This window comes from Microcoleus sp. S36a_B3 (assembly GCF_036700745.1).
GTDB lineage: Bacteria > Cyanobacteriota > Cyanobacteriia > Cyanobacteriales > Microcoleaceae > Microcoleus.
Map to the genome: position 1 here is coordinate 20481 of NZ_JAUBPN010000006.1, position 22091 is coordinate 42571.

A 22091-nucleotide genomic window follows, 5' to 3' on the forward strand; every position below is an offset into this window, starting at 1 on the left:
CAATGCGCACCTTACGGGAATTAATATCATTTCAACTTTTGAAACCAGACTCCTGTTTCATCAATCCTCTGCAGCGAAAATGACTCACCTTTGATCTTCTCAAAATCGTGTACTGCTTGCTTGCAGCCCTCCCAGTGCCCGTAATCATCCACCTGAATCAAACCGTTAGCAATCACGCTGTCATAAAGCGTATTAAATATATCCATTGTTGACTCGTACCAATCTCCATCAGCGTGCAGAAACGCAATACTTCCTATTGCTGACTTGTATTTGGGTAAAGTCTGGGCGAATAATCCCTTAACCGGTACTACAATATTTCTAACTTGCAGTAATTCACAGATTTTATCCAAATTTTCACTAATTGCAGCTTTGAGAGTTCCTTCGCCAAAACCGGTAAGATTTGCAGGTATTCCCTGATGTCGATCGATATCGGTAGGTGCCGGCATTCCTTCAAACGTATCAAAAGCATACAGCACTCTCGGACGGCGGCTGTAATGTTTAATTACAAATGCCATTAATGCTGCTGAGCCGCCTTTGCAAGTTCCGCATTCTACAAAATTTCCCGGCAAATCTTCCACACATATTTGCTTTGTCAAACAATACAGAGAAAACAGCCTAGATTCGCTAAGCAGCGTGTAGGGGCGCACAATTAACAAGAGATTTTTAAAGTTTGCAGGAGAAGTTGGCGGCGACGATTTGCTGCTTTGAATAATTGTCGGCGAATTTGGCTGTTGTAGGGTTGGTAAGTTCTGTTTTGGCATAGCTGAAATACCGCTGACTGAATAACCCTGCAAATGTGCTGGCAAATTCCAGCAAACATTCGGATCTGGTTGATGTTTTACCGGCTCGACATTGCCCCGCCAAGCAGCCCCCATAATTTGCATTGTTTGATATACTACTGTTTGCCATCCCCTTTGTTTCAAGTAATCTAAACCTTGAGCAACATCGGGAGCCGCTAAATCGTGAAATAAAATTATCGCATCTTCTTCAGCCAATTTTTCACACGCAATGGCATCATTTAACGGCCCATCACCTCCGTGTTCTCCGTCAATAAAAATTAACGACCATTTGCGGTTGAATTGAGCGGAATATTCTTCTACTCGTTGGGGGCTATAGCCTGATATTAGCTCGACTGATGTTTGAACGCCCGACGCATTTAGAGCACCTTGAATTGAGTCTATTACGCTTTGTCTAATGTCCTCTCTTTCTAATAGCGGATCGACGACATCTAACTCAACCCCTGCGAGGGCTAAGTGACAAGCAGACCAACCCAGCCAGCAGCCGATTTCTAAGGCTTTTTTACCTTTGAATTGCAGGGCTGTATTGTAAAGGATGTGTGCTTCGTCGCGATTCAAAAACCCGATGAATGGATAGCGCTTGTCTGCATACCAATTATGCGGAACTTCCCGGCGCAAATAAGGCCAGTTACTCGTATTTGGATCAGCAATAATCATATTGGGAAAATAGGAGTCAGGTATAATTATTTGGAACCCTGGGGAAACATAATCCCCTGGTTGTAATAAATTATTTTTGCTAAGTTCAGGTTGTTGGTAAGTCATTTTTTGTTCTTGAAATATTTGTATTGCTTCCTGTTTTTTAGGTTGATAACGGACGGTAATTTCCAGTATATCGCCGTCAGTTGCCATAAATTGTACTCGGTCAAACTGCTGGCGACCAGCTAAATGCAAAATGCCGATCGCCTCCTGCGGCAAGTACGGCTCCACGAAACAGCCTCGCTGCTTGTCCCAAACCGGAAAACCGTTGAATATCCAATTGCACCAAGCTGGGAGCATTTCAGTGAGATTGAACAATTCGCCACTGTAAACAGCGAGGTTGAGGGCAAATTGATCTGTCATGACACAGCCGGATCTTTGCAATCCTTGATTGATTTTTTCTGCCCAGATTTCCCAGTGCAAAGCATCTTGTCGGAGTGCGAAAACTCCGGCATTTAATATCGGATAAGTGTAGAATTTATTAGCAATTTCTTCACCAAAGTTAGCTTCATATTGTTGATAAACCCACGGCAAAAACTGAGGAAGTTGCCCGTACTGCTGCAAGCTTGCCCTGTGAACTTCGGGAACAATTGCCAGCCCCCGGCGCGATGCTCCTTCAACCAACAAATTAATTGCTCTCCAGTCTTGAACCCAAGCATCCGCATCAATCCAAAGGTATATATCAAAATTGGGAAAGTATTTTCGCAAAAAAGGACGTGCTAAAAGTCCTTTGAGATAGTGAGGGGCTTCGTTTTTACCGGGAAAGTCAAAGTCCCAATCAGGTTTTTGAATGATATTAACTTGTGTTTCCAGCCACTGCAATTGTTGGGAAGTGCAGCCGAGATCGAAAAAGCCGATCGCCACATTTGCACCCTCTGGTTTTTCCCGCACCGATAAAATAGTACCTCGCACTAATTCAAAGTAATTTGCATCGGCCGCCGTGATGATGATAATCTGCATAAATAGCTTTTCTAATACAATAAACTGCGGAGTATACCGTAGGGTGCGCCTCGGCGCGTCTTACTATAGTGTAGGGTGCGCCTTGGCGCGTCTTACTATAGGCTAGCAATATTCATACAACTATACTATCGAGGAGGAATTGTGAAAAACCCAAAAGGGAAAGTTTATCTAGTCGGTGCGGGACCCGGAGATTGTGACTTGATGACAGTGCGATCGCACAAACTGCTATCCCAAGCCGAAGTCTTAATTTACGACGCTCTCATCGACATCCCACAACTCGAATTAATCCCAGTAACTTGTCGAAAAATAGAAGTTGGGAAACGCGGCGGCAAACCTTCCACCCAGCAGCAAGAAATCAACCGCTTGCTGGTAGAACATTGCAAGTTAGGCAAACAAGTAGTGCGCTTAAAAAGCGGCGATCCGTTTATTTTTGGTCGCTCCAGTTCCGAAATTCAAGCATTGATAACAGCAGGCTGCGAGTTTGAAGTAGTACCCGGAATTTCATCCGCATTAGCCGCACCAATGCTAGCAGGAATTCCCCTCACAGATCCGGTGATGAGCCGCTGTTTTGCCGTGATGAGCGCCCACGAAACAGATGCTTTAGAATGGGAAGCATTAGTGCGGATTGAAACTTTGGTAATATTGATGGGAGGGCGCAATTTAAGCGAGATAATTTGGCAATTGCAAAAACACGGGCGATCGCCCGAAACACCGATCGCCATTATCCGAGATAGCAGCCGCCCCGAACAGAAAATCTGGATCGGAACTCTGTTCAACATCGTACAGCAAACAGCAGGTCAATCTCTATCGCCTTGCGCGATCGTCATTGGAGAAGTAGTCAGATTGCGCGAATATTTAATCGGATCGAAAAACACAAACATGAGCGTTACACCAGTCATTTCTAACAACAGCCAGCAGCTAGCCGGAAAAACGATTTTAGTCACCCGCGCAGCTTCCCAGTCCAATCAATTTAGCGATCGACTCCAGCAACTAGGAGCCCGCGCGATCGAAATGCCCGCCTTGGTAATTGGTGCGCCGTCCACTTGGGAACCATTAGACAGGGCGATCGCACAATTGTCAAGCTTTCACTGGTTAATTCTCACATCCCACAACGCTGTAGACTGGTTTTTTGAAAGATTGCAAGCAAAAGGCAAAGACGCGCGCAGCTTGTGTGGCATTAAAATCGCAGTTGTCGGCAAAAAAACAGCAGAAAGTTTGCGATCGCACTCTCTACAACCAGACTTTATTCCCCCCAATTTCGTCGCCGACTCCCTAGTCGAAAACTTCCCCGATAACTTGCAAAACTGCAAGATTCTATTTCCCAGAGTAGAAAGCGGCGGTAGAGAAGTTTTAGTCAAAGAATTCACCGCCAAAGGAGCGCAAGTAATCGAAGTACCAGCTTACCAATCTTGCTGTCCCGAAACTGTCGCTCCGATCGCCCTAGCCGCACTCCAAAATCAAGCCGTAAATATCATAACCTTTGCCAGTTCCAAAACCGTGCATAACTTTTGCCATCTCATAGAGAAAAACCCAGAATTGTCTTTGTCTGAGGATTGGTTAGAAAATGTTTGCATCGCCTCGATCGGGCCCGAAACGTCCAAAAGCTGCCTAAAGTTATTGGGTAAAGTAGACGTAGAAGCCACAGAATATACGTTAGACGGGCTGACTGAGGCGATCGTCCAATGGGCAACAAAATATCAAACCTTGTAAGTTTACTCTAACCTACAGTCGGCGGAGGCCGACTTCGTTTGTATAGACGCGGTTTCAACCGCCGAGTTTTACTCAGCCATTGATTATCTAATCTGCGGGTTGTAAAATAATAAAATAACTAGGAGGAAACATGAGCGCAAAAGACCAACTTCTTCAAGAACTAGACCAAGTACCAGAACCTTTGCTGCTCAAAGTGCTGGAATTTGTTCGTTCCTTAAAAACTGAAGAAGAACAACAAAAATTAGAAGCCAAAGCATGGCAAGCATATCTAGATTCTGAACGCGAAAGAAAGGAGGTTTATCATCGCCTTGCCAACTCCTAATTTTATCACCAAAAATACGGTTATCAGCATTCATGCCAGACAGATAGAGAGATTTGGCGGAACTCCCGGTGTCAGAGATGAAGGCTTGTTAGAGTCAGCTTTAGCTCAACCTCAAGCAACTTTTAGCGGTCAACTTTTGCATCCAACAATTGGCGAACAAGCTGCCGCCTATCTCTACCATATAGCGATGAATCATCCATTTATGGACGGCAATAAGAGAACGGCTTTTGCTGTGGCAGATACCTTTTTGCGATTGAATGGTTGCGCTCTAAATTTAACGGACGATCGAGCATATAATTTAGTCATGCAAGTCGCACGGGGAACGATGACGAAAGAAGAACTAAGCACTGAGTTTGAGTCATGTATTGTTGCGTTTTAATAAGTAGGATGGGCATCGTGCGCCAGCTAGCATCTGTAGGGAAACGGCAATGGCGTGTCCGGGGCCGAAATCGGGGAATTGCGGAACAAAAAAGCGAGTAAAATTATCACTAAAGAACAAAGCCGATCGCACGAGCGTCAACCCACTAATCCAACTAAAAACAAAAAAACAAAAATCGCCAACCGCCGCCAACTCCCGCTACCCAACTACAAATTCCCAATACCATGAATAAATATTTTTCTCGTTTCGACACCTTAAGCAGCGTGCTAGCAGGAACTACCGCAGCCTTAACCATAGTTATCAGCCAGCCCGCGATCGCCAAAACAGCCCAAGAAGTCGCCAACATTGCCGGGCCGCTGACAGTACAAATTAACAGTTCCCTAGGAGACGGTTCAGGCGTAATTATTGCCAAAACAGGCAAAACTTACACAGTTTTAACAGTCAACCATGTCGTAGAAAAAGCAGACGTTAAATATACCGTTCGCACCTCGATCGGCAAAAACTATCAAGCAACCGCAGTCACCCGCTTGCAAACAGCAGCAACAGACCCAGATTTAGCAGTAGTCAAATTTGAAAGTCCCGAAGAATATCCAGTCGCGACGATCGCAGATTCCGATCTAGCCGTCATCGGCAGTCAAATCTACGTTTACGGCTATCCCGCTACGGGCGGACTGTTCGGCGCAGAAAGAGAACCCGAACTCTCTCCCGGACTCGTGACCAGCCGCCCGCACAACCGCCCCGAAGGTTACAATTTGCGGTATCAGGCAGTAACTTGGAGCGGTATGAGCGGCGGGCCAGTTTTCGACTCCGAAGGCCGAGTCATCGGTTTGCACGGACAAGGCGAATTCGGTTTTGCCCAAACCAGTTCCGGCGAAGTCGCCCCGATCAAAACCGGATTTAATGCAGCAGTTCCCATCAATACATTTATCGCGAAGTTAGTGGCGGCGGGAATGAACAAATCTGAGTTGAAAGTAGACAATACTCCCGCAACTATCGGCCCGGTATCCACCGCCAATCCGCAAGATGCCCAAGCCTATTATTTTCGAGGACTTTCGCGGTTAGATCGAGGAGATGCTTGGGAGGCGATCGCCGATTTCAACAGAGCACTGGCTTTCAAGCCAAAATATACCCCAGAATTGTATTTTAATATCGGTAATGCCCGCACTTTCATCACTTCCGGCTTGCCCCAATCCGAAACCACGCGCGGTTCCACTGCTATTGAAGCATACACGCAGGCGATCGCAGCCAACCCCGGTTTTGCCGACGCATACTACAACCGAGCTTTAGCTTACCTGGAAACAGAAGACAAACCAAAAGCAATTGCCGACTTTCAGAAAGCAGCAGAACTTTACAAACAAGGCGGGAGAACCAGCGCCTATCAAGACGCGCTCAACAGAATCAAACAATTGCAGTAAAATTAGAAGTTAATAATTAAAAAATCAAAATGAATAAGTCCATTTTGATTTTTTAATTTCTATATTCATATAGCAGTTTTCAAAAAAGTGAGGTAGGCTCTATGCCCTATGCCGGATAGTACCTCATATGAGAGCACAGAAAGGCTATATAATTTATCAAAACAGCAGGTAAATAATAATGACTGCTATCACCTTAAACCTCAACTCCATAATTAAACTAACTTCCGAACAGTTCTACCAACTGTGCGAATCAAACCCCGATTTAAAATTAGAACGCAGCGCCAACGGAGAATTAATCGCCATGCCACCAACCGGAGGAGAAACAGGCAAACGCAACTCAAAACTTAACTTACAGGTGGGAATTTGGAACGAACAAACGGAACTTGGCGAAGTGTTTGATTCCTCCACAGGATTTACCCTGCCCAACAAAGCCGATCGCTCTCCCGATGCTTCTTGGGTAGAAAAATCTCGCTGGCAAGCTTTAACACCCGAACAAAGAGAAAAATTCATCCCGCTTTGTCCCGATTTTGTCATTGAATTAGTCTCGCCCAGCGACAGCTTGAAAAAGACTCAAGAAAAAATGCAAGAATATATAGAAAACGGCTGCCGTTTGGGTTGGTTGATTAACCGCAAAAAACGGGAAGTTGAAATTTACCGCCTCGGTAGAAGTTTAGAAATATTGCAATCTCCTCAGACCCTTTTTGGGGAAGATGTTTTGCCGGGTTTTGTTCTCAATTTGCAAAAGATTTGGAATTAGTATAATTTAACGATCAAGCATAAAGATGAGGTATCAATCGATAGAGCCATCAATCCCTCAATCCCCCAATCTAAAATCTAAAACTTGTACGATCGCGACTTGTGAGCCAGCGTCTTACCCCCCGAAGGAAGTCGAAGGGAGTCGAAGGAAGTCGAAGTATCTAAAACCTAAACCTATACCTCCCCTTTTTGAGAAAGGCTATATTGACCACTACCGTATTTTTTTTTCATAGCACTACCAGCGAGCACTATCCATGCCAAACACAGATGCTATCCCGCGAATCGCTTGCAGACAGCGAGGGAAGGTAACACCACTGTGGTAGCGCACCCCGTCAAACTGTCAAGAATCACCGGCGTCAAAGTCCCGCCAGCAGTCAATCACCCAAGAATGCTTCGCAGGAATGACGGAGAAGTGTCAAAATTAAGATAGGTATGCCAGAAACAGGGGAAAAGAAATCTAGCCTGTAATGGCACCAAAGGCAACATTGATTCCTCGCTTGTCACGCTTGCAGGTGGTCGCCGACGGTTCGTCGCATTTAATCTCAACAGTAATTATGAAAGATCTCACTCTTTATCGAAATATCGGCATCTTCGCCCACGTAGATGCTGGCAAGACCACCACAACTGAAAGAATCCTAAAACTGACAGGCAAAATCCACAAAATAGGTGAAGTTCACGAAGGCGCGGCGACGACTGACTTCATGGAACAGGAGCAAGAGCGCGGTATTACGATTCAATCCGCTGCTACCACCTGCTTCTGGAACAAGCATCAGCTCAACGTCATCGACACTCCCGGACACGTCGATTTTACGATCGAGGTTTACCGTTCGCTGAAAGTTCTCGATGGTGGTATCGGCGTGTTCTGCGGTTCGGGTGGAGTTGAACCGCAATCTGAAACCAACTGGCGCTACGCTAACGATTCCAAAGTCGCTCGCATCGTCTACATCAACAAGCTCGATCGCACCGGCGCAGATTTTTACCGCGTTGTCAAGCAAGTAGATACAATCCTCGCAGCTAAACCGATGGTGATGGTATTGCCGATCGGCATCGAAGAAAAGTTTTGCGGCGTAGTCGATTTGCTGACCCGCAAAGCCTGGATCTGGGATGACTCCGGCGACCCGCTGAACTACACAATCGAGGAAGTTCCGGCCGATATGGTCGATGATGTCGAAAAATACCGCGAACAGTTGATCGAACTCGCCGTCGAGCAAGACGACGCTCTGATGGAACAATATCTCGAAGGCAACGAACCGAGTATTGACGACCTCAAGCGCTGTATTCGCAAAGGTACACGCGATCGGGCATTTTTCCCCACCTACTGCGGCTCATCGTTTAAAAACAAAGGCGTGCAGTTGGTACTGGATGCCGTGGTTGACTATCTGCCAAATCCGATGGAAGTCGCACCGCAGCCAGAAGTCGATCTCGATGGCGAAGAAACCGGCGAGTTTGCGATCGTCGATCCCAACAGACCGTTGCGGGCACTGGCGTTTAAGATCATGGACGATCGCTACGGTGCTCTAACATTCACGCGCCTGTACTCCGGTAAGCTGTCTAAAGGCGACACCGTACTCAACACAGCCACAGGCAAAACCGAGCGCGTCAGCCGTTTGGTGGAGATGCACGCCAACTCTCGCGAAGAAATTGAATCGGCCCAAGCAGGGGACATTGTGGCGATCGTCGGCATGAAAAACGTCCGCACCGGACACACCATCTGCGACCCCAAAAATCCCGCCACCCTAGAGCCGATGGTATTCCCCGCTCCCGTTATTTCGATTTCGGTCAGACCGAAGGTGAAAGGCGGCGAAGAAAAAATGGGAGCAGCCCTCACCAAAATGGTGCAAGAAGACCCATCCTTCCACATGGTGACGGATCAAGAAAGCGGCGAAATGATTCTCAAGGGGATGGGCGAGTTACACCTCGACATCAAAGTAGACATTCTCAAGCGCACCCACGGCGTCGAAGTAGAAGTTGGCGAACCGCAGGTAGCCTACCGCGAGTCAATTACCAAGCGCCTCGAAGACGATTACACCCACAAAAAGCAATCAGGTGGTTCCGGTCAATTCGCCAAAATCGGCTACGTGATCGAGCCTGGTGAGCCTGGAAGTGGCTTCATATTTGAGTCAAAAGTGACTGGTGGTAGTGTACCGAGAGAATATTGGCCAGCCGTCGAAAAAGGCTTTGAAAGCTGCATCGACAAAGGCGTCTTGGCTGGATTCCCCTGCTTAGACTTGAAATTCACCCTCCTCGAAGGTGGTTTCCACCCCGTTGACTCGTCGGCGATGGCCTTTGAAATTGCTGCCAAAGCAGCCTATCGTCAATCAATCCCCAAAGCAGGCCCTCAGTTGCTGGAACCGATTATGAATGTCGATGTATTCACTCCAGATGATTACATGGGCGACGTAATCGGCGACCTCAACCGCCGCCGCGGGATGATGAAAGCTCAGGAGACAAGCCAGACAGGAGCGCGGATCAAGGCAGATGTGCCGTTGAGCGAAATGTTTGGTTACATTAGCGACTTGCGTACCATGACATCTGGGCGCGGACAATTCTCCATGTCGTTCTCCCACTATTCTCCTTGTCCAAGCAACATCGCCGAGGAAGTGATCAAGGAAGCGAAAGAGCGTCAAGCTGCGAAGTAGTGTATTAAGTGCGATCGATCTATTCGATCGCACTCCACGAAAAGATAGCCAGAAACCTGGTTTTTTCCACATCCTTCGCCACAGCGACGAGATTGGCTAAAAACCCGGTTTCTTTGATTTACTCGCCAGGAGCCAGAAACCTGTTTTTTTCAACATCCTTCGCCACAGCGACGAGATTAGCTAAAAAGCAGGTTTCTGGCTATCTTGGTGCGTCCAAAACAGTTAAAATTATCTGCGTTGATTTGCGTTAATCTGCGGTTTCGCGATCGATCGAAAATTTATATTTGCTAAGATACAATCAATAATTTAAAACCCAGGTAGGTAGCCATGACAGCCACCCTGATTCAAACCCCAAAAGCCGGATTTCTGCTAAAAAATATTAGTTGGCAGACTTATGAATCTCTGGTAAACGAACTCGCCGAACAGCCGGGAATTCGTTTGACTTACGATCGCGGAAATTTAGAAATTATGACTCCATCAGCACCCCACGAAAAATCTGGAGAACTGTTAGGAAACTTTGTGGAACTTCTAACAGATGAATTAAATCTTGACATTTGCAGCATGGGTTCACTAACCTGCAAGCGCCAAGATTTGGCACGAGGGTTAGAACCTGATAAATGTTACTACATTCAGAATGAAGATGTTGTCTGGAATAAAGAACAAATCGATCTCAATGAAGACCCACCACCAGATTTAGCTATTGAAATTGACATTACCAGCAGTTCGATCGATCGTCTCGAACTTTACGCAAGTTTGGGCGTACCTGAAGTTTGGCGCTACGATGGCAAGCGTTTAATCATCTATCAGTTAGAAGGCAATGAATACGCAGAGTGCGAGGTTTCTCCAACCTTTCCTTTTCTGTCGAAGTCTGAAATGCTCAGGTTTTTGGAACTGAAAAAGACTACAAAAGAAAAGGCTTTGCTGCGGTTGTTTCGGGAGTGGGTGAGGAGTCAAATTCAGTCAGGAGAGTGAAGCAGGGCGATCGTACTCGGAAAATGATATCATATCGAGGACTTCACTCCCAGCGAGTTTATTAGACCTCTTGCATAATGATTGTGGAACAGGCAGGATGCCTGTTAAAAACTGTCTTTTTGGCAGATGTCTATTGAGGGCTTGAGTCCTGAGTACGAACTTAATGCGCTACAAGTAGCTGTAAGGTGTGCAATTCGCACCCGGAGGATAGAGTTGGCGCGTAAGTCCTAAATTTTATTTCATGAGATAGCGAGGTTGAGTTGATTCAAATGAATCCCGATCGCACTGCTGGTACAATTGCGATCGACGTTTGCGCTCAATCAAACGGGCAGTATCTTTGTCAGATTTCGTCATCTCTGAGCGATCGCCCCAATGATACAATCAATGTTTACGGACAAACGAAAGAACACGCGATCGCGATCGCCCTGGAACATTTAGCCGACGAGTATCGCGTGAAAGCCGAAGAATCTCAGAATATAGATTCGCTTGCCGTAGAAATTTCAGATTCTGGAGAACAAACTAATAAATATTATCATGTGATTGTACACTACGAAGAAATTTCGGAAGCCGAATCTAAGTTTGAGGCAGTACACAATACAATGATAGGAAATACGATAGTTGAGAATGCCAGAATTGCAGCCATTGAGATTGCTCCAAATATCGAAATCTAGCCGACGCAAGCGATCGGGATATTGAACCATCGGGACTTAGGTGCAGATGGGCATCTTACCCTACGCATCAGCGATCGAAACGTGAGTTTGAGGCGACGATCGACTAGAATCGCTCGCATAATTTCAAATCCCCAAAATTTCTTTTCTATTACTCCCCCGCAAATTCCGCGCGAAACTTCTCCACAACTCGATTCAATCCCACCGAATGAGAAGCCTTAAATAAAATCCGATCGCCCTTTTCAACAAATCCCAACAACTGCTTTGCTAAATCCTCCCGCCCATTTTGCGCCGTAATATCTCCAACATCCACAAAAGGCAAACCAGCCGCACCCGCAGCCATCGCCGCCGCTTCCTCAAAATCCGCAAAAACAAACAAAGCATCAAGCTTCAACTCTTGCGCCGCTTTTCCCACTTGTCGGTGAAATTCGATCGCCCTGTCGCCCAATTCCTTCATCGTACCCAACACCGCAATCCGGCGCTTTCCCGGAGTATCCGCTAACAACCTCAAAGCCGCTAACATCGACTCCAAACCAGCATTGTAAGTCTCGTCAAGAATCACAATATCATCGGGTAAATCGTAGCGGCGCGCCCTTCCATCCGGTAACTCCACCGACAAACCTTGCTGTAACACTTCCCAATCAATATCTAACACTTTTGCTACAGCCAAAGCAGCCAAATAATTTACGGCATTGTGCCGTCCAGCTAGCGGCAGCGGCAGTTGCATACCTTCTACAGAAATGGTATCATTACCTAGCAATTCCCCGCACAATTCCCCGCCTTCTAAACCGTAGGTTAAAGTTTTTCCCTGCCAAAAAAGCGCCGCAGTTGGGATTAATCTGTCAGAATCGTGATTGAGAATAGCAATGCTATCAGCAGGCATTTCGGCTAACAGTTCGCACTTAGCGATCGCGATCGCCTCTTCCGAACCCAATCGCCCGATATGCGCCGTTCCAGTGTTAGTAATTACCGCCACAGTAGGACGCGCAATTTGCGATAGCAGGGCAATTTCGCCCCGCCCGCGCATTCCCATTTCAATTACAGCATAATTGTGTGCCGGCGAAAGCTCCAACAGAGTTTTTGGTACTCCAATTTCATTGTTGTAGTTATATTGAGTTTTAAGAACATTTCCCCTGGTTGATAAAACTGCCGCAATTAACTCTTTAGCAGTAGTTTTACCGACAGAACCTGTAACAGCAACTATAGGTATACTGAACTGGTCGCGCCACCAACGGGCGATCGTCTGGTAAGCTTTTAAAGTATCGTCAACGCGCAACAGCGGAAAATTAGCAATTTCTTCTTGCCAATCGCGATCGACCACCGCCGCAATCGCCCCCAAATCCCGGGCCTTAGCCACAAATTTATGCCCGTCAAAATTGTCTCCCCGCAGCGCCAAAAATACTTCGCCACCCTCAAGAGTGCGCGTATCCGTGGCAATACCTGTCCCTACAACTGTCAAAATGTCCTCAGACACGGCAGGTAAAGGTACATTTAAAATTTCAGCAAGTCGGGCGATACTTACGCGACAGACCATAACCAGCACTCACATTTCAAATAATTATTTTCACAGCTAATCCTACCTCGCTTGACCTCAAATTCAACTCAAACCAGCTTCAATCAAAGAATTCAACCGATCTAGTCCCTGATCTCAACCCTAGCAGTTATCAGTCATTTCCAATTTTTTAATGCAACATCTCTAATGCCCCAATCGAAAATGGTAAGCTGTACTGCCTTTAAATTGTATATTTCGACGATCGATCAAAAATCTTCTCCCCTCTCTCTTTACCCGAGCGCGAAGTCGAAGGATTCCTCTCCCCCTCTTCCCCTCAATCACCATAGACAATCTAGATAAACCTTATTACAGAGGGCGGCCGATTAGGATTGATATCTACGGTCGATCGACCGCAATAAGTAAATAACGTGTGGATGTAAGTCCGCAACAAGCTGGACTTGCATTCCACACCTATCCGTCGGGAATATCTCTTTTTTGTAAAAAGCATTTTTTTATTGAGCGTGCGAGCGTCCCCGCTAGCGAGTAGATCCTCGCTAGCGGGGACGATCGCACTATAGTTAAATGCCAAACACCAGATGCTCCCGATCCGTTTTTATTCTGGTAATCTACCGGATACGATCTGACAGTAAAAATTCTCATACTAAATCCTCCGCTTACCCATAAATTCACTCGAACCAACCCACATTTTTACGGAGCATCTCGCGTTTGCCAAAAGTATTGTTTTCACGCCACGCCGTCCCGCCTCGCTTGCAGATATATCCGCCGTGGGAAATATTAAGCTCGCACTATAAATACAAAACTGAGATGCTCCCGCATTTTTACCAACACTTTACAAAAAATATGGTGATTTTAGGCCTTGCTGATTGTCAACAATTCATGTAATGCTGGTGTTGGTAAATAGTTTAATTAAGCAAAGAACATCGATCGACTGTCTGTGCTGACCGCTTTCGCCCCTCGCGCCCCGTCCGAGGAAAAGCTCGGTTGGCTCAATTGTGGTGCTCGACTCTGCCAAAATTCATCTGTGCCCAGGGCGCTGCAAGCTCGTATCAAATCCTCGGAGGGTTAATCCACGGTGAACGACTACAACAGACAAAGCCACGAAGAAGAAAAACAGTTACTTTACAACCACTTGCTGGAGTTGGTACAAGTAGAGCAGCCGGCCGAACTCATCAGCCGCTTTCGTACTTTGTTTATCCACGGTATCGGATATCCCGATCGCGCCGTCGTCGAAGCACTCGAAAAAATAGCAGCCTCAAAATACGCCCAACAAGAATTTAAGTACATCCTCAACCGCTGCTGCCATATTCCGATCAATCGCTGGCAAACATACCCCAGCAAGCAAGCAGCCATCCCCGAATTGATCGCTGTGTTTGAGGAAGCCCCCAGAATATTAACTAAATACAGTCGATCGCGGGTTTCTCACTCGATTCCCCAATTAGTACATCAATTTACCCAAAGCGAACAGTACCTAACCCTCAAACGCTTAGCCCAAGTCATCACCCACAACAACGAAGACAGCAGCAACACCAAAACCCCCGCCACCCTAGCCTTGGGAACCTTAATTCCCCGGTACCCTTACCTCTACAAACACTGCCTCCTCAGCGACGACAGCACCTACGAACAGCAGAAAATCATTAAAACCATCCAAGCCCAAAAGCAGCAGAAATTTGAAATCGACCTCTCGCAATACGTCGCTCACCAAGTGAGAAAAGCCCAAGTAGCGCGCCGTCATACCTCACTTTCCTTCGGTAGAGATATACAAACTATAAAAAACCCTACCTTGTTGAGCGACCCGGAACTGTTCTTTGCCCTCAAGCAATTTGTCGGAAAAGTAGAAGGAGCTGATACATACAGACAGCTAGCGGGTCGCTTCAAGGCGAACGCCAGCACAAACCAGACCTACGGCTCCTTTAAAGACGACTTGTACGAATACCTGATTTCTTCTGTGGCGGACGATCGCTACGGCCAACGCCAATTTAACGAAAAACTGTATAAGCAACTACAAAATACCTTTCCCCACAACGACGATCGCCAGTTCAACGAATTTTTAATGATCAGAACTTGCAGCCAATTATTGAACTTTTTAGTAGTAGAGAGTCCTGCGCGGCCCAACCACTTTGTTTTCATCGACCTGATCTCAAACCTCGGGCCCACCCAAACCACAGGTTTGCTGCTGAAAATCGTGCTAATTTGTGGCAAAATCAAGCCCTATCTAGAAAAGCGGTTGGCAATTTTGTTCGGCCACTACGAATTTTGTACGCGAGAAGGGCTAGTGTGGCTAGTCAAAGCTCTAGAAAACCTGAATCTAGCTTTGAGTACCAATTTTGGGAAAGTGGACGTATCTTTCCTGCAGTAGGAGGCCCGACAACTTTCTGTCCGGGCGACTGACCCAACATCAGGGCGAGAAACCCGTCTTCTAAATCCCTAAAAACTTTACGTTTAATTATCAAGACCTAATTAACTGCTGAAAGCTATTCAAAAGAAGCTATTCTGTGTTAAAATCCCAAGTGTATCAGATTCGGTTGCAGGCTTTGTTCATTGCTACAGAATTGTCTAAAAACTTGCCCTTCTGTATCGGCAGGGAACTCTCCGAAACTGAACTCTTTGCACTGTCTAATTTTTGGAGTTATTCCTCATGTCGATATACGTCGGTAACTTATCCTACCAAGTTACCCAAGAAGACATCACCACCGTCTTCGCCGAATACGGAACCGTTAAGCGAGTACATCTACCTACCGACAGGGAAACCAGTCGCCCCCGCGGCTTCGGTTTTGTAGAAATGTCAACAGACGCAGAAGAAGATGCAGCGATTGCTGCTCTCGACGGAGCTGAGTGGATGGGTCGCGACCTCAAAGTCAACAAAGCTAAGCCCCGCGAAGATGAAGGCGGCCGGGGCGGCGGCAACCGGGGCGGTGGCGGCCCAGGAAAATTCTCTCGCGGCGGCGGAGGCGGAGGCGGAGGACGTTATTAATTTCCTAAGATCGAGAGTAGAGATTTGAGAATAGCAGCAGGCGATCGATCCGATCTAGGTCCGAACCACCGTCCGAACCACTTCCAGTCTGGTCGATCCCTACCCCTAATCTTCAAGTTTCCCGATCGACCGCATTAAATAGATTTCTTGCACAAATATTAGATCGAGCCGGTGAACCGCAGATTTCGAGCGGATCAACATTGATCGACGCAGATGATTCAATCTTGTCTGCAATTGAGTGCAAGAAGTGTAATATACCAAAAAGCCAGGGGCCTAACCCTTGGCTTTTTGGTATGAACGTATCGGATATGAGCCAAAAACCTGCCGGACAAAGCCCTTCAAGTGGCTCTACTGTTTTAATCGTCAGGTTCGATGCTGCTGATCAATCCGTGATTGTTGAGCGTTTCAGCATAAAACTCCGCGTGTTCGAGAGCGCAAACAATCACAAGTCCCAGCCCGTTAGTGTGGGCTTCCATCATCACATTCACAGCCTGTGGCTGAGTCATACTCGGTACCGTCGCCATCAAAGTCTGCACCACGTATTCCATTGGATTGAAATCATCATTGTGCAGCAAAACCCGGTAGCGCGGCGCAAGCTTGCGGACTGTAGAACGCTTTTCAATAATTTCGACAGACACTAATCTATACCTCCTGACTTGTAAAATGTTAAAATTTGTGAATAATCTTGAGCCGGATTCTTCCCCCGTGCAAGACTATCCCACTTTCAGCTATTTTATTGAAATCTGAAAAATCAGACAAGGCGGTACTCGCGATCGCTCGCTCGCGGCAAACCCAACACCAGACGCAGCAGGAGTGTCCCCAGCCTGTAGCCACGACCTTATTAAGGCCATAATATGACAAAAGCCCGATCGGTTAAAAATAAAAAACTACTACCTGTTGAGTCCCCAGAACAGACAGAATCTAAATAATATGAAACGCAAACCTAACTCCTACAGAGACGACGCATTCCGAGACGAAGACATCAGCTCATTGGGCGGACAGTCGCGGCGTCAACCTCAGTCCGGCAAACCTTCTTTCCTCAATTCTGCCACCATAGGGATTTTAACAGCCGTTTTTATTCTGGGAATTGGGATTGGCATCGCCTTTAGCTCCACAGCTACAATTAGCCCAGAAAACGTAGCATCGCGCGAATTTATCGATCGCAGCGCCCCGAACCCAGAACTTTGCGTGCAGTTTGGAGCCAGCGCGATGGTAACAGATATGCGCGTATACCTCACCCTCAACCCCTTTAACGTCTATATTTCGCAGCCGAGTATGCGCCCTGGATGCGTCCTCCGAACCAATAACTGGGCAATTCTCGAACAAAGAAAACTGATCGACCAAAACCAAGTGCGCGAGTGCAAAAATCGGATGAACACCTTTGGCTTCACAGGGCCCCTGGAAGGTCAACCGCAAATTAACTGTATCTATCAAAACGACGGCGCTAAAAACCTGTTCCTCAACCAACCGGGTTCGATAGCTCCAGCGGTTGAAGGTCAAAATTTCTAAATTGCCGATATAGCGGTTTTTGCTCGTCGAGTGAAGGGAAGATTTTTCTCTTCACTCGACGAGCAATTGCTTGAATCTTTGATCGATACAGAAACCGGCGAGGGCGGCAGATGCGCGGCTCGAGGCAGATTATTTTTAGAGAGTTTTTACGAGCAGTGCAAGATGTTTCTTTTTGCTTTTTCCCTCGAACTTCTTACTTTTTTACGATCGAAAACTGAACGGGGAGCAGCGACGTAAGTTGTGGTAACACCTGCGGCTGCTCCAGCCAGTAAGCCGATGCGGGAAAAGCCGCTACTGGCTTTTCCCGCATCGGCTTACCTTTGGCGATCGCCCGGAAGCGGTTCCCCAAAGGTAAGTATCCGCTTTTGGGGTGCTTCTATTGCCGAAATTTGAGGTTTTAGACTGGGTACAGCCGCAGGTCGTACACCCGAACGTTCATTGAGGCGAACACTCACTAAAGGCACTGTTATCGGTCGGATTTGGTCATTCGTAGTTGGTATCGGTACAGAATTGGCAGGGAAATTCGGCGAAACAGGAGATTCTGGGCGATCGACCTCTGTTGCAGCAGTTGAGTTAGAATCTGTCGGCGGCTGGTTTGACGGTGCTGGTGTTGCAGTCTGGAGTTGAGTTTCGGGAGTTTTTACGAACTGAGCCGGTTCGATAGAGGGACGCAACACCCAGCGATTTTCTACCCCGATTCTTTGGAATTGAATTTGTTCGCCGTTGAAAGCTGCTCCGGGAGCCAAATTTAGGACAATTCTCGTGGTTCCGGCGCGAAGTTGAGTCACGCCTACAGAACGCACTGCGCCTTGCGAGTATAGTTGAGTTGCGTCCACTCCGATCTCTGTATTGGGCAAATCCACAGCAATTTGATTCGGGTTGAGCAGAGAATATAGGGGAGTTGTTCCCTCTGGGAGAGTAATTTCTAGCTGATTTGTGGCTGGATCGAATTGCCAACTTGTGACTGTAGAAGCGTTGGCTGGTTGGAGTGTTATTTGGAGGATCGCAACTGTGGTGGCGGCGGCGCAGGCTAAATTTGCAGCGATCGACACAGAGCCTGACAGTGAGGGTATCATGTAGGTTTAAGGATAATTTTTTTAGTAAAGATATTGCGGGCGATCGAACTGTTAACGGCAAGCGCGGTTTAACGCTGAAAGTTTAGCATCAATTGGTAATTGGTAATTGGTAATTGGTAATTGGGGAATAGGAAGTTATACAAAGCAGCTTGATACTCCCCACCGATGAATCGGGGGGATTCTTGATGTATTCCACAAAGGGACTTTCAAAGGCGTTAAAAAAGCACCTCTACCCACTTAGATTGGACGAATCCAAACTTTGCGTATACTTTTAACTTTTTTCGGTTTTCGGAGTCCATCACTTATGCCAGATAGGTACGCTCAATAATTCACTGTTGCTTGTTTGGTCAGGCTACGTTCAGGCCGAGACGAACCAAAGAAAGGAGTTTCACCTTATTAAATTATTTCAACACGTAGATGGTTGTTCTTAATCGCTGTAATTAGTCTACCAGTTTGTATTAAACCGTGCCATATTTTTAGGCGACTTGCATTCGCAGCCGCGTTCCTCCCCATGTCGGTAGCCAAGGGCTTCCAGCTCGTTTTTAGGTGAAAAACTGTTTCTACAATTGTTGATGCTAAACCAACGATATTTCACGGGCAGAGCTCCCGCCGGACAAGGTAATGCCGTTTTTTTAAATAAATATTGCCTCTGATTTATATCTAGCAATATTTTTCAAACTTGGTACTCTATCATGTTCTGTCGATTACCGGAATACAAAAAGTTCGAGCGTGAGGACTTCAGTCCTCACGCTCGAACCTTAATCCGCTATTGGATTGCGGACTAAAGTTCTTACTACAAACCTTTGCGAGTTTTGTTTTATCTCGACCTAGTGACAAAATCCAGGGCAGTAATAGCATTACTAGGTCCAAAAACATTAGCCAAAACCTCCCCAGTGGCAGCAACTTGCAGGACATAACCGTTTGCCGTGGAGTTAATTCCCAAAGACTCAAAACTTAAGCCGTTGGCAAGGACAAACTTGTCGGTTCCTACTTCAAAATTAAGCACAGTATCGATGCCGCTGTTGCTATTTAACACAAATCGATCGCTCCCGCTACCTCCAATTAAAGTATCCTCTCCCCCATCGCCAAACAGCCAGTCATCCCCTGCGCCTCCATTGAGAATGTCGCTATCTTTCCCTCCATGAATCGTGTCGTTACCGTCACCGCCATTAAGGGCATCTTGCCCTTCATTGCCGTAGAGAAGGTCGTCGCCACTGCCACCGTTGATGCAGTCTTGCTGATCGTTTGCACCCACCGGGCCTAGCTCGTTTTCTCCCCGATCGCCAAAAATGGTATCGTTGCCATCATCGCCGCACAAAATATCGTTGCCGTCATCGCCATAAATCAAGTCGCTGCCGGCATCTCCGTGCGCTAAATCGTCATCCTTGCCGCCCTCAATGGTATCGTTGCCAAAACCACCGCCGAGAGAATCGGAACTCTCGCCGCCGTTGAGATAGTCGTTACCATCTCCCCCAAACAACAAGTCGCGGCCGTTGACATCGGTGACTAACTGGTTTGCCGTGCCGCCGTAAAGGGAATCGTCTCCCTCGTCGCCGACAATGGTATCAGCACCGAGTTCGCCCCAAATTATGTCGTTATCTTTGCCGCCGTAAGCTAAATCGTTACCTTTGCCAGCAAAAATGCTGTCGTTACCGCTACCGCTGCCAATGATGTCGCCGGTGTCGTTGCCGAAAATTAAGTCGCCTTCATCGCTAACATTTATGCTGCCTTGGGGATTGCCATAGTCGCCAACGATCGTATCAGAACCTTTATTGCCATAGAGAGTATCCGACCCGGTTTCGCCAAAAATGCGATCGCCCCCTTTTCCTCCAAATACCACATCCTGGCCGTTACCGCCTAGCAAACTATCGTCGCCCTCTTGGCCGTTGAGCCAGTCCTGGCCGTTGCCTCCAACCAGAAAATCTTGCCCCTCCGGGTCGCCGTCTAGGGAGTTTTGGACTCCGCCGAACAGAGAATCGTCTCCGCTGTCACCGTAGAGGCTGTCCGAGCCCTTGTCGCCCCAAATCAGGTCGTTTTCTTTGCCGCCGTAAACGGTGTCTGCGTCTTTGCCCCCGTAAACCGTGTCATTACCTTGAGCGCCAGCAATGGCGTCGCTGGAAGAACCGCCGAAAATCAGATCGCCGTCGTTACCAGTCAAGTTGATGTTGTTGCCGTTGTCCCCGACGATCGTATCGGAACCGCGATCGCCGTACAATGTGTCGGAATTGCGATCGCCAAATATGCGATCGTCTTGTTTGCCCCCGAACACCACATCATTTTCTTTACCGGCGTAAACGATGTCGTTGTTTCTGCCAGCAGCGATGAAGTCTTGCTGTTGGTCTCCAAAGAAGATATCGGAGCCACCTTCGCCTAAAAGCGTGTCGTTGCCCTCAAAGGAGACAAACAGTTCGTTAGTGTCGTTTCCTGTTAAATAATCGTTTCCGGGAGTCCCGAGCACAGTGTTTTCGATGTCAATGAGCGCGGAGGCGCTTGACTCGAAGTTGAGTATTGGGGAAGGCTGGGGTTGGACAAATGCGATCGGCCTCAGCAGGGGTAAGGGTTCGCAACCGCAACCGGTATCCGGTTCGGGAACTCCAGCGAAAATAGGAGTCGGAGTCGGCATCCCCGGAGTCGGCATCCCCGGAGTCGGTGCGCCCGGAGTCGGCATCCCCGGAGTCGGCATCCCCGGAGTCGGCGCGCCCGGAGTCGGTGCGCCCGGAGTCGGCGTCCCCGGAGTCGGCGCGCCCGGAGTCGGTGCGCCCGGAGTCGGCGTCCCCGGAGTCGGCATCCCCGGAGTCGGCTCGCTCGGAGTCTGAGTCGGCTCGCTCGGAATCGGAGTCGGAATCGGAGTCGGAATCGGAGTCCCCGGAGTCCCCGGAGTTGGAGTCGGAGTCGGATTAGGATTCGGAGTCCCCGGAGTCCCCGGAGTCCCCGGAGTCGGATTCGGAGTCCCCGGAGTCGGAGTCGGATTAGGAGTCGGAGTCCCCGGAGTCGGATTAGGAGTCGGAGTCCCCGGAGTCGGATTAGGATTCGGAGTCGGATTAGGAGTCGGAGTCCCCGGAGTCGGAGTCCCCGGAGTCCCCGGAGTCGGATTAGGAGTCGGAGTCCCCGGAGTCGGAGTCCCCGGAGTCCCCGGAGTCGGATTCGGATTCGGATTAGGATTAGGAGTCGGAGTCCCCGGAGTCGGAGTCCCCGGAGTCGGAGTCCCCGGAGTCGGAGTCCCCGGAGTCGGAGTCCCCGGAGTCCCCGGATTCGGTAGCCCCGCTAGGACGGTGGTGATGACAGTGGCCCTAGACTCGGAACCGTTGTTGTTGGTCTGTTCTGGGTCAAAAGTGGTCGATCGGCTCTTGGAGGTATTTTTGATGCTGCCCGTTTCTGGAACGACTAATGTTACCTGGCGATCGGTGTTGCTGCCGCTAGCCAAGCTGGGAATTATTGGGAAGGTGACAATCCCCGTCACTGGATCGTAAGTGCCGTCATTGGATGCCGTGACTATCTTTAAACCGGGAATGATGCTGTCTGTAATCACTACATTTTCCGCAGCATTCGGCCCATTGTTGGAGGTAGTGATAGTATATGTCACCAAACTGCCTGCCTGAGCCGATGTGAAGCCGTCCTTGACTGTAACCAGATCGGCGACTGCACCAATGGTCGTAATGACTTGTCCCCCCGGCTCACCGGGCGCTGCGATGACCGAGCCGTTGTTGT

At 47.9% G+C, this 22091-nt stretch carries 18 protein-coding genes and 1 pseudogene; 11 read left to right on the forward strand and 8 right to left on the reverse strand.

What is annotated here, in order from left to right:
* Nucleotides 1-26: 26 nt before the first annotated feature.
* Nucleotides 27-2453 carry a class I SAM-dependent methyltransferase gene (locus QUA01_RS08900; protein ID WP_333089507.1) on the reverse strand — a complete coding sequence of 809 codons (2427 nt, stop codon included), beginning with the start codon at nt 2451-2453 and terminating at the stop codon, nt 27-29.
* Between the two features lie 141 nt (nt 2454-2594).
* Between QUA01_RS08900 and cobA the strand changes: the two genes are divergently transcribed.
* The 8 genes from cobA (at nt 2595) to QUA01_RS08940 (ending at nt 11317) form a co-directional block, all read left to right on the forward strand.
* Entirely contained in the window at nt 2595-4163 is a 1569-nt protein-coding gene (cobA, locus tag QUA01_RS08905) for a uroporphyrinogen-III C-methyltransferase (protein WP_333089505.1), read from the forward strand.
* A 130-nt stretch (nt 4164-4293) separates the two neighbouring features.
* Complete coding sequence (locus QUA01_RS08910) at nt 4294-4485, forward strand: DUF2281 domain-containing protein (protein ID WP_333089504.1); 192 nt, start codon at nt 4294-4296, stop codon at nt 4483-4485.
* On the forward strand, nt 4472-4864 hold the full coding sequence (locus QUA01_RS08915) for a type II toxin-antitoxin system death-on-curing family toxin (RefSeq protein WP_333089502.1): 393 nt from the start codon (nt 4472-4474) through the stop codon (nt 4862-4864). Before QUA01_RS08910 ends, QUA01_RS08915 begins: the two co-directional genes overlap by 14 nt.
* Nucleotides 4865-5088: 224 nt before the next feature.
* The gene (locus QUA01_RS08920) at nt 5089-6279 is read left to right on the forward strand and encodes a tetratricopeptide repeat-containing serine protease family protein (RefSeq protein WP_333089499.1); all 1191 of its coding nucleotides are present in this window, start codon (nt 5089-5091) and stop codon (nt 6277-6279) included.
* Between the two features lie 178 nt (nt 6280-6457).
* Nucleotides 6458-7036 carry a Uma2 family endonuclease gene (locus tag QUA01_RS08925; protein WP_333089498.1) on the forward strand — a complete coding sequence of 193 codons (579 nt, stop codon included), beginning with the start codon at nt 6458-6460 and terminating at the stop codon, nt 7034-7036.
* 553 nt (nt 7037-7589) lie between these two features.
* Entirely contained in the window at nt 7590-9674 is a 2085-nt protein-coding gene (fusA, locus tag QUA01_RS08930) for an elongation factor G (RefSeq protein WP_333089530.1), read from the forward strand.
* A gap of 327 nt (nt 9675-10001) precedes the next feature.
* Nucleotides 10002-10646, forward strand: coding sequence for a Uma2 family endonuclease (locus QUA01_RS08935; RefSeq protein ID WP_194008311.1), 645 nt, complete (start codon nt 10002-10004; stop codon nt 10644-10646).
* Between the two features lie 269 nt (nt 10647-10915).
* Nucleotides 10916-11317, forward strand: a complete 402-nt coding sequence (locus QUA01_RS08940; protein WP_333089496.1) for a hypothetical protein — start codon at nt 10916-10918, stop codon at nt 11315-11317.
* Nucleotides 11318-11465: 148 nt separating this feature from the next.
* Here QUA01_RS08940 and QUA01_RS08945 read toward each other — a convergent pair whose 3' ends face one another.
* Nucleotides 11466-12848, reverse strand: a complete 1383-nt coding sequence (locus QUA01_RS08945) for a UDP-N-acetylmuramoyl-tripeptide--D-alanyl-D-alanine ligase (RefSeq protein WP_333089494.1) — start codon at nt 12846-12848, stop codon at nt 11466-11468.
* A 1051-nt stretch (nt 12849-13899) separates the two neighbouring features.
* On the opposite strand from QUA01_RS08945, the gene QUA01_RS08950 reads away from it, so the two are divergent.
* Both QUA01_RS08950 and QUA01_RS08955 read left to right on the forward strand, forming a co-directional pair.
* On the forward strand, nt 13900-15183 hold the full coding sequence (locus tag QUA01_RS08950; protein ID WP_333089493.1) for a hypothetical protein: 1284 nt from the start codon (nt 13900-13902) through the stop codon (nt 15181-15183).
* Between the two features lie 279 nt (nt 15184-15462).
* A complete protein-coding gene (locus tag QUA01_RS08955) occupies nt 15463-15798 on the forward strand; it encodes an RNA recognition motif domain-containing protein (RefSeq protein ID WP_333089492.1) in 336 nt (111 codons plus the stop codon).
* Between the two features lie 356 nt (nt 15799-16154).
* Here the strand turns inward: QUA01_RS08955 and clpS are convergent, their stop codons facing one another.
* Nucleotides 16155-16436, reverse strand: coding sequence for an ATP-dependent Clp protease adapter ClpS (clpS, locus tag QUA01_RS08960; protein ID WP_333089491.1), 282 nt, complete (start codon nt 16434-16436; stop codon nt 16155-16157).
* 292 nt (nt 16437-16728) lie between these two features.
* Between clpS and QUA01_RS08965 the strand changes: the two genes are divergently transcribed.
* A complete protein-coding gene (locus tag QUA01_RS08965; protein WP_333089487.1) occupies nt 16729-17307 on the forward strand; it encodes a DUF3172 domain-containing protein in 579 nt (192 codons plus the stop codon).
* Nucleotides 17308-17500: 193 nt separating this feature from the next.
* On the opposite strand, the gene QUA01_RS08970 is transcribed toward QUA01_RS08965, so the two are convergent.
* The 5 genes and pseudogenes from QUA01_RS08970 to QUA01_RS27365 form a co-directional block, all read right to left on the reverse strand.
* Nucleotides 17501-17656, reverse strand: coding sequence for a hypothetical protein (locus tag QUA01_RS08970; protein ID WP_333089485.1), 156 nt, complete (start codon nt 17654-17656; stop codon nt 17501-17503).
* The gene (locus QUA01_RS08975) at nt 17622-18383 is read right to left on the reverse strand and encodes an AMIN domain-containing protein (protein WP_333089483.1); all 762 of its coding nucleotides are present in this window, start codon (nt 18381-18383) and stop codon (nt 17622-17624) included. Before QUA01_RS08975 ends, QUA01_RS08970 begins: the two co-directional genes overlap by 35 nt.
* 817 nt (nt 18384-19200) lie before the next feature.
* Nucleotides 19201-21021, reverse strand: coding sequence for a calcium-binding protein (locus QUA01_RS27355; protein WP_442921541.1), 1821 nt, complete (start codon nt 21019-21021; stop codon nt 19201-19203).
* On the reverse strand, nt 20928-21635 hold the full coding sequence (locus tag QUA01_RS27360) for a pentapeptide repeat-containing protein (protein WP_442922020.1): 708 nt from the start codon (nt 21633-21635) through the stop codon (nt 20928-20930). Before QUA01_RS27360 ends, QUA01_RS27355 begins: the two co-directional genes overlap by 94 nt.
* A gap of 106 nt (nt 21636-21741) precedes the next feature.
* Nucleotides 21742-21966: pseudogene (locus tag QUA01_RS27365) on the reverse strand (hypothetical protein); the annotation flags it as partial.
* Between the last annotated feature and the right edge of the window lie 125 nt (nt 21967-22091).

What these genes read in the sequence shown, in the direction of transcription:
- QUA01_RS08900 (WP_333089507.1), bottom strand. Translation starts at nt 2,453, where the DNA reads ATGCAGATTATCATCATCACGGCGGCCGATGCAAATTACTTTGAATTA.
- QUA01_RS08910 (WP_333089504.1), top strand. Translation starts at nt 4,294, where the DNA reads ATGAGCGCAAAAGACCAACTTCTTCAAGAACTAGACCAAGTACCAGAA.
- QUA01_RS08920 (WP_333089499.1), top strand. Translation starts at nt 5,089, where the DNA reads ATGAATAAATATTTTTCTCGTTTCGACACCTTAAGCAGCGTGCTAGCA.
- QUA01_RS08925 (WP_333089498.1), top strand. Translation starts at nt 6,458, where the DNA reads ATGACTGCTATCACCTTAAACCTCAACTCCATAATTAAACTAACTTCC.
- fusA (WP_333089530.1), top strand. Translation starts at nt 7,590, where the DNA reads ATGAAAGATCTCACTCTTTATCGAAATATCGGCATCTTCGCCCACGTA.
- QUA01_RS08935 (WP_194008311.1), top strand. Translation starts at nt 10,002, where the DNA reads ATGACAGCCACCCTGATTCAAACCCCAAAAGCCGGATTTCTGCTAAAA.
- QUA01_RS08940 (WP_333089496.1), top strand. Translation starts at nt 10,916, where the DNA reads ATGAATCCCGATCGCACTGCTGGTACAATTGCGATCGACGTTTGCGCT.
- QUA01_RS08945 (WP_333089494.1), bottom strand. Translation starts at nt 12,848, where the DNA reads ATGGTCTGTCGCGTAAGTATCGCCCGACTTGCTGAAATTTTAAATGTA.
- QUA01_RS08955 (WP_333089492.1), top strand. Translation starts at nt 15,463, where the DNA reads ATGTCGATATACGTCGGTAACTTATCCTACCAAGTTACCCAAGAAGAC.
- QUA01_RS08965 (WP_333089487.1), top strand. Translation starts at nt 16,729, where the DNA reads ATGAAACGCAAACCTAACTCCTACAGAGACGACGCATTCCGAGACGAA.
- QUA01_RS08975 (WP_333089483.1), bottom strand. Translation starts at nt 18,383, where the DNA reads ATGATACCCTCACTGTCAGGCTCTGTGTCGATCGCTGCAAATTTAGCC.
- QUA01_RS27355 (WP_442921541.1), bottom strand. Translation starts at nt 21,021, where the DNA reads ATGCCGACTCCGGGGATGCCGACTCCGACTCCTATTTTCGCTGGAGTT.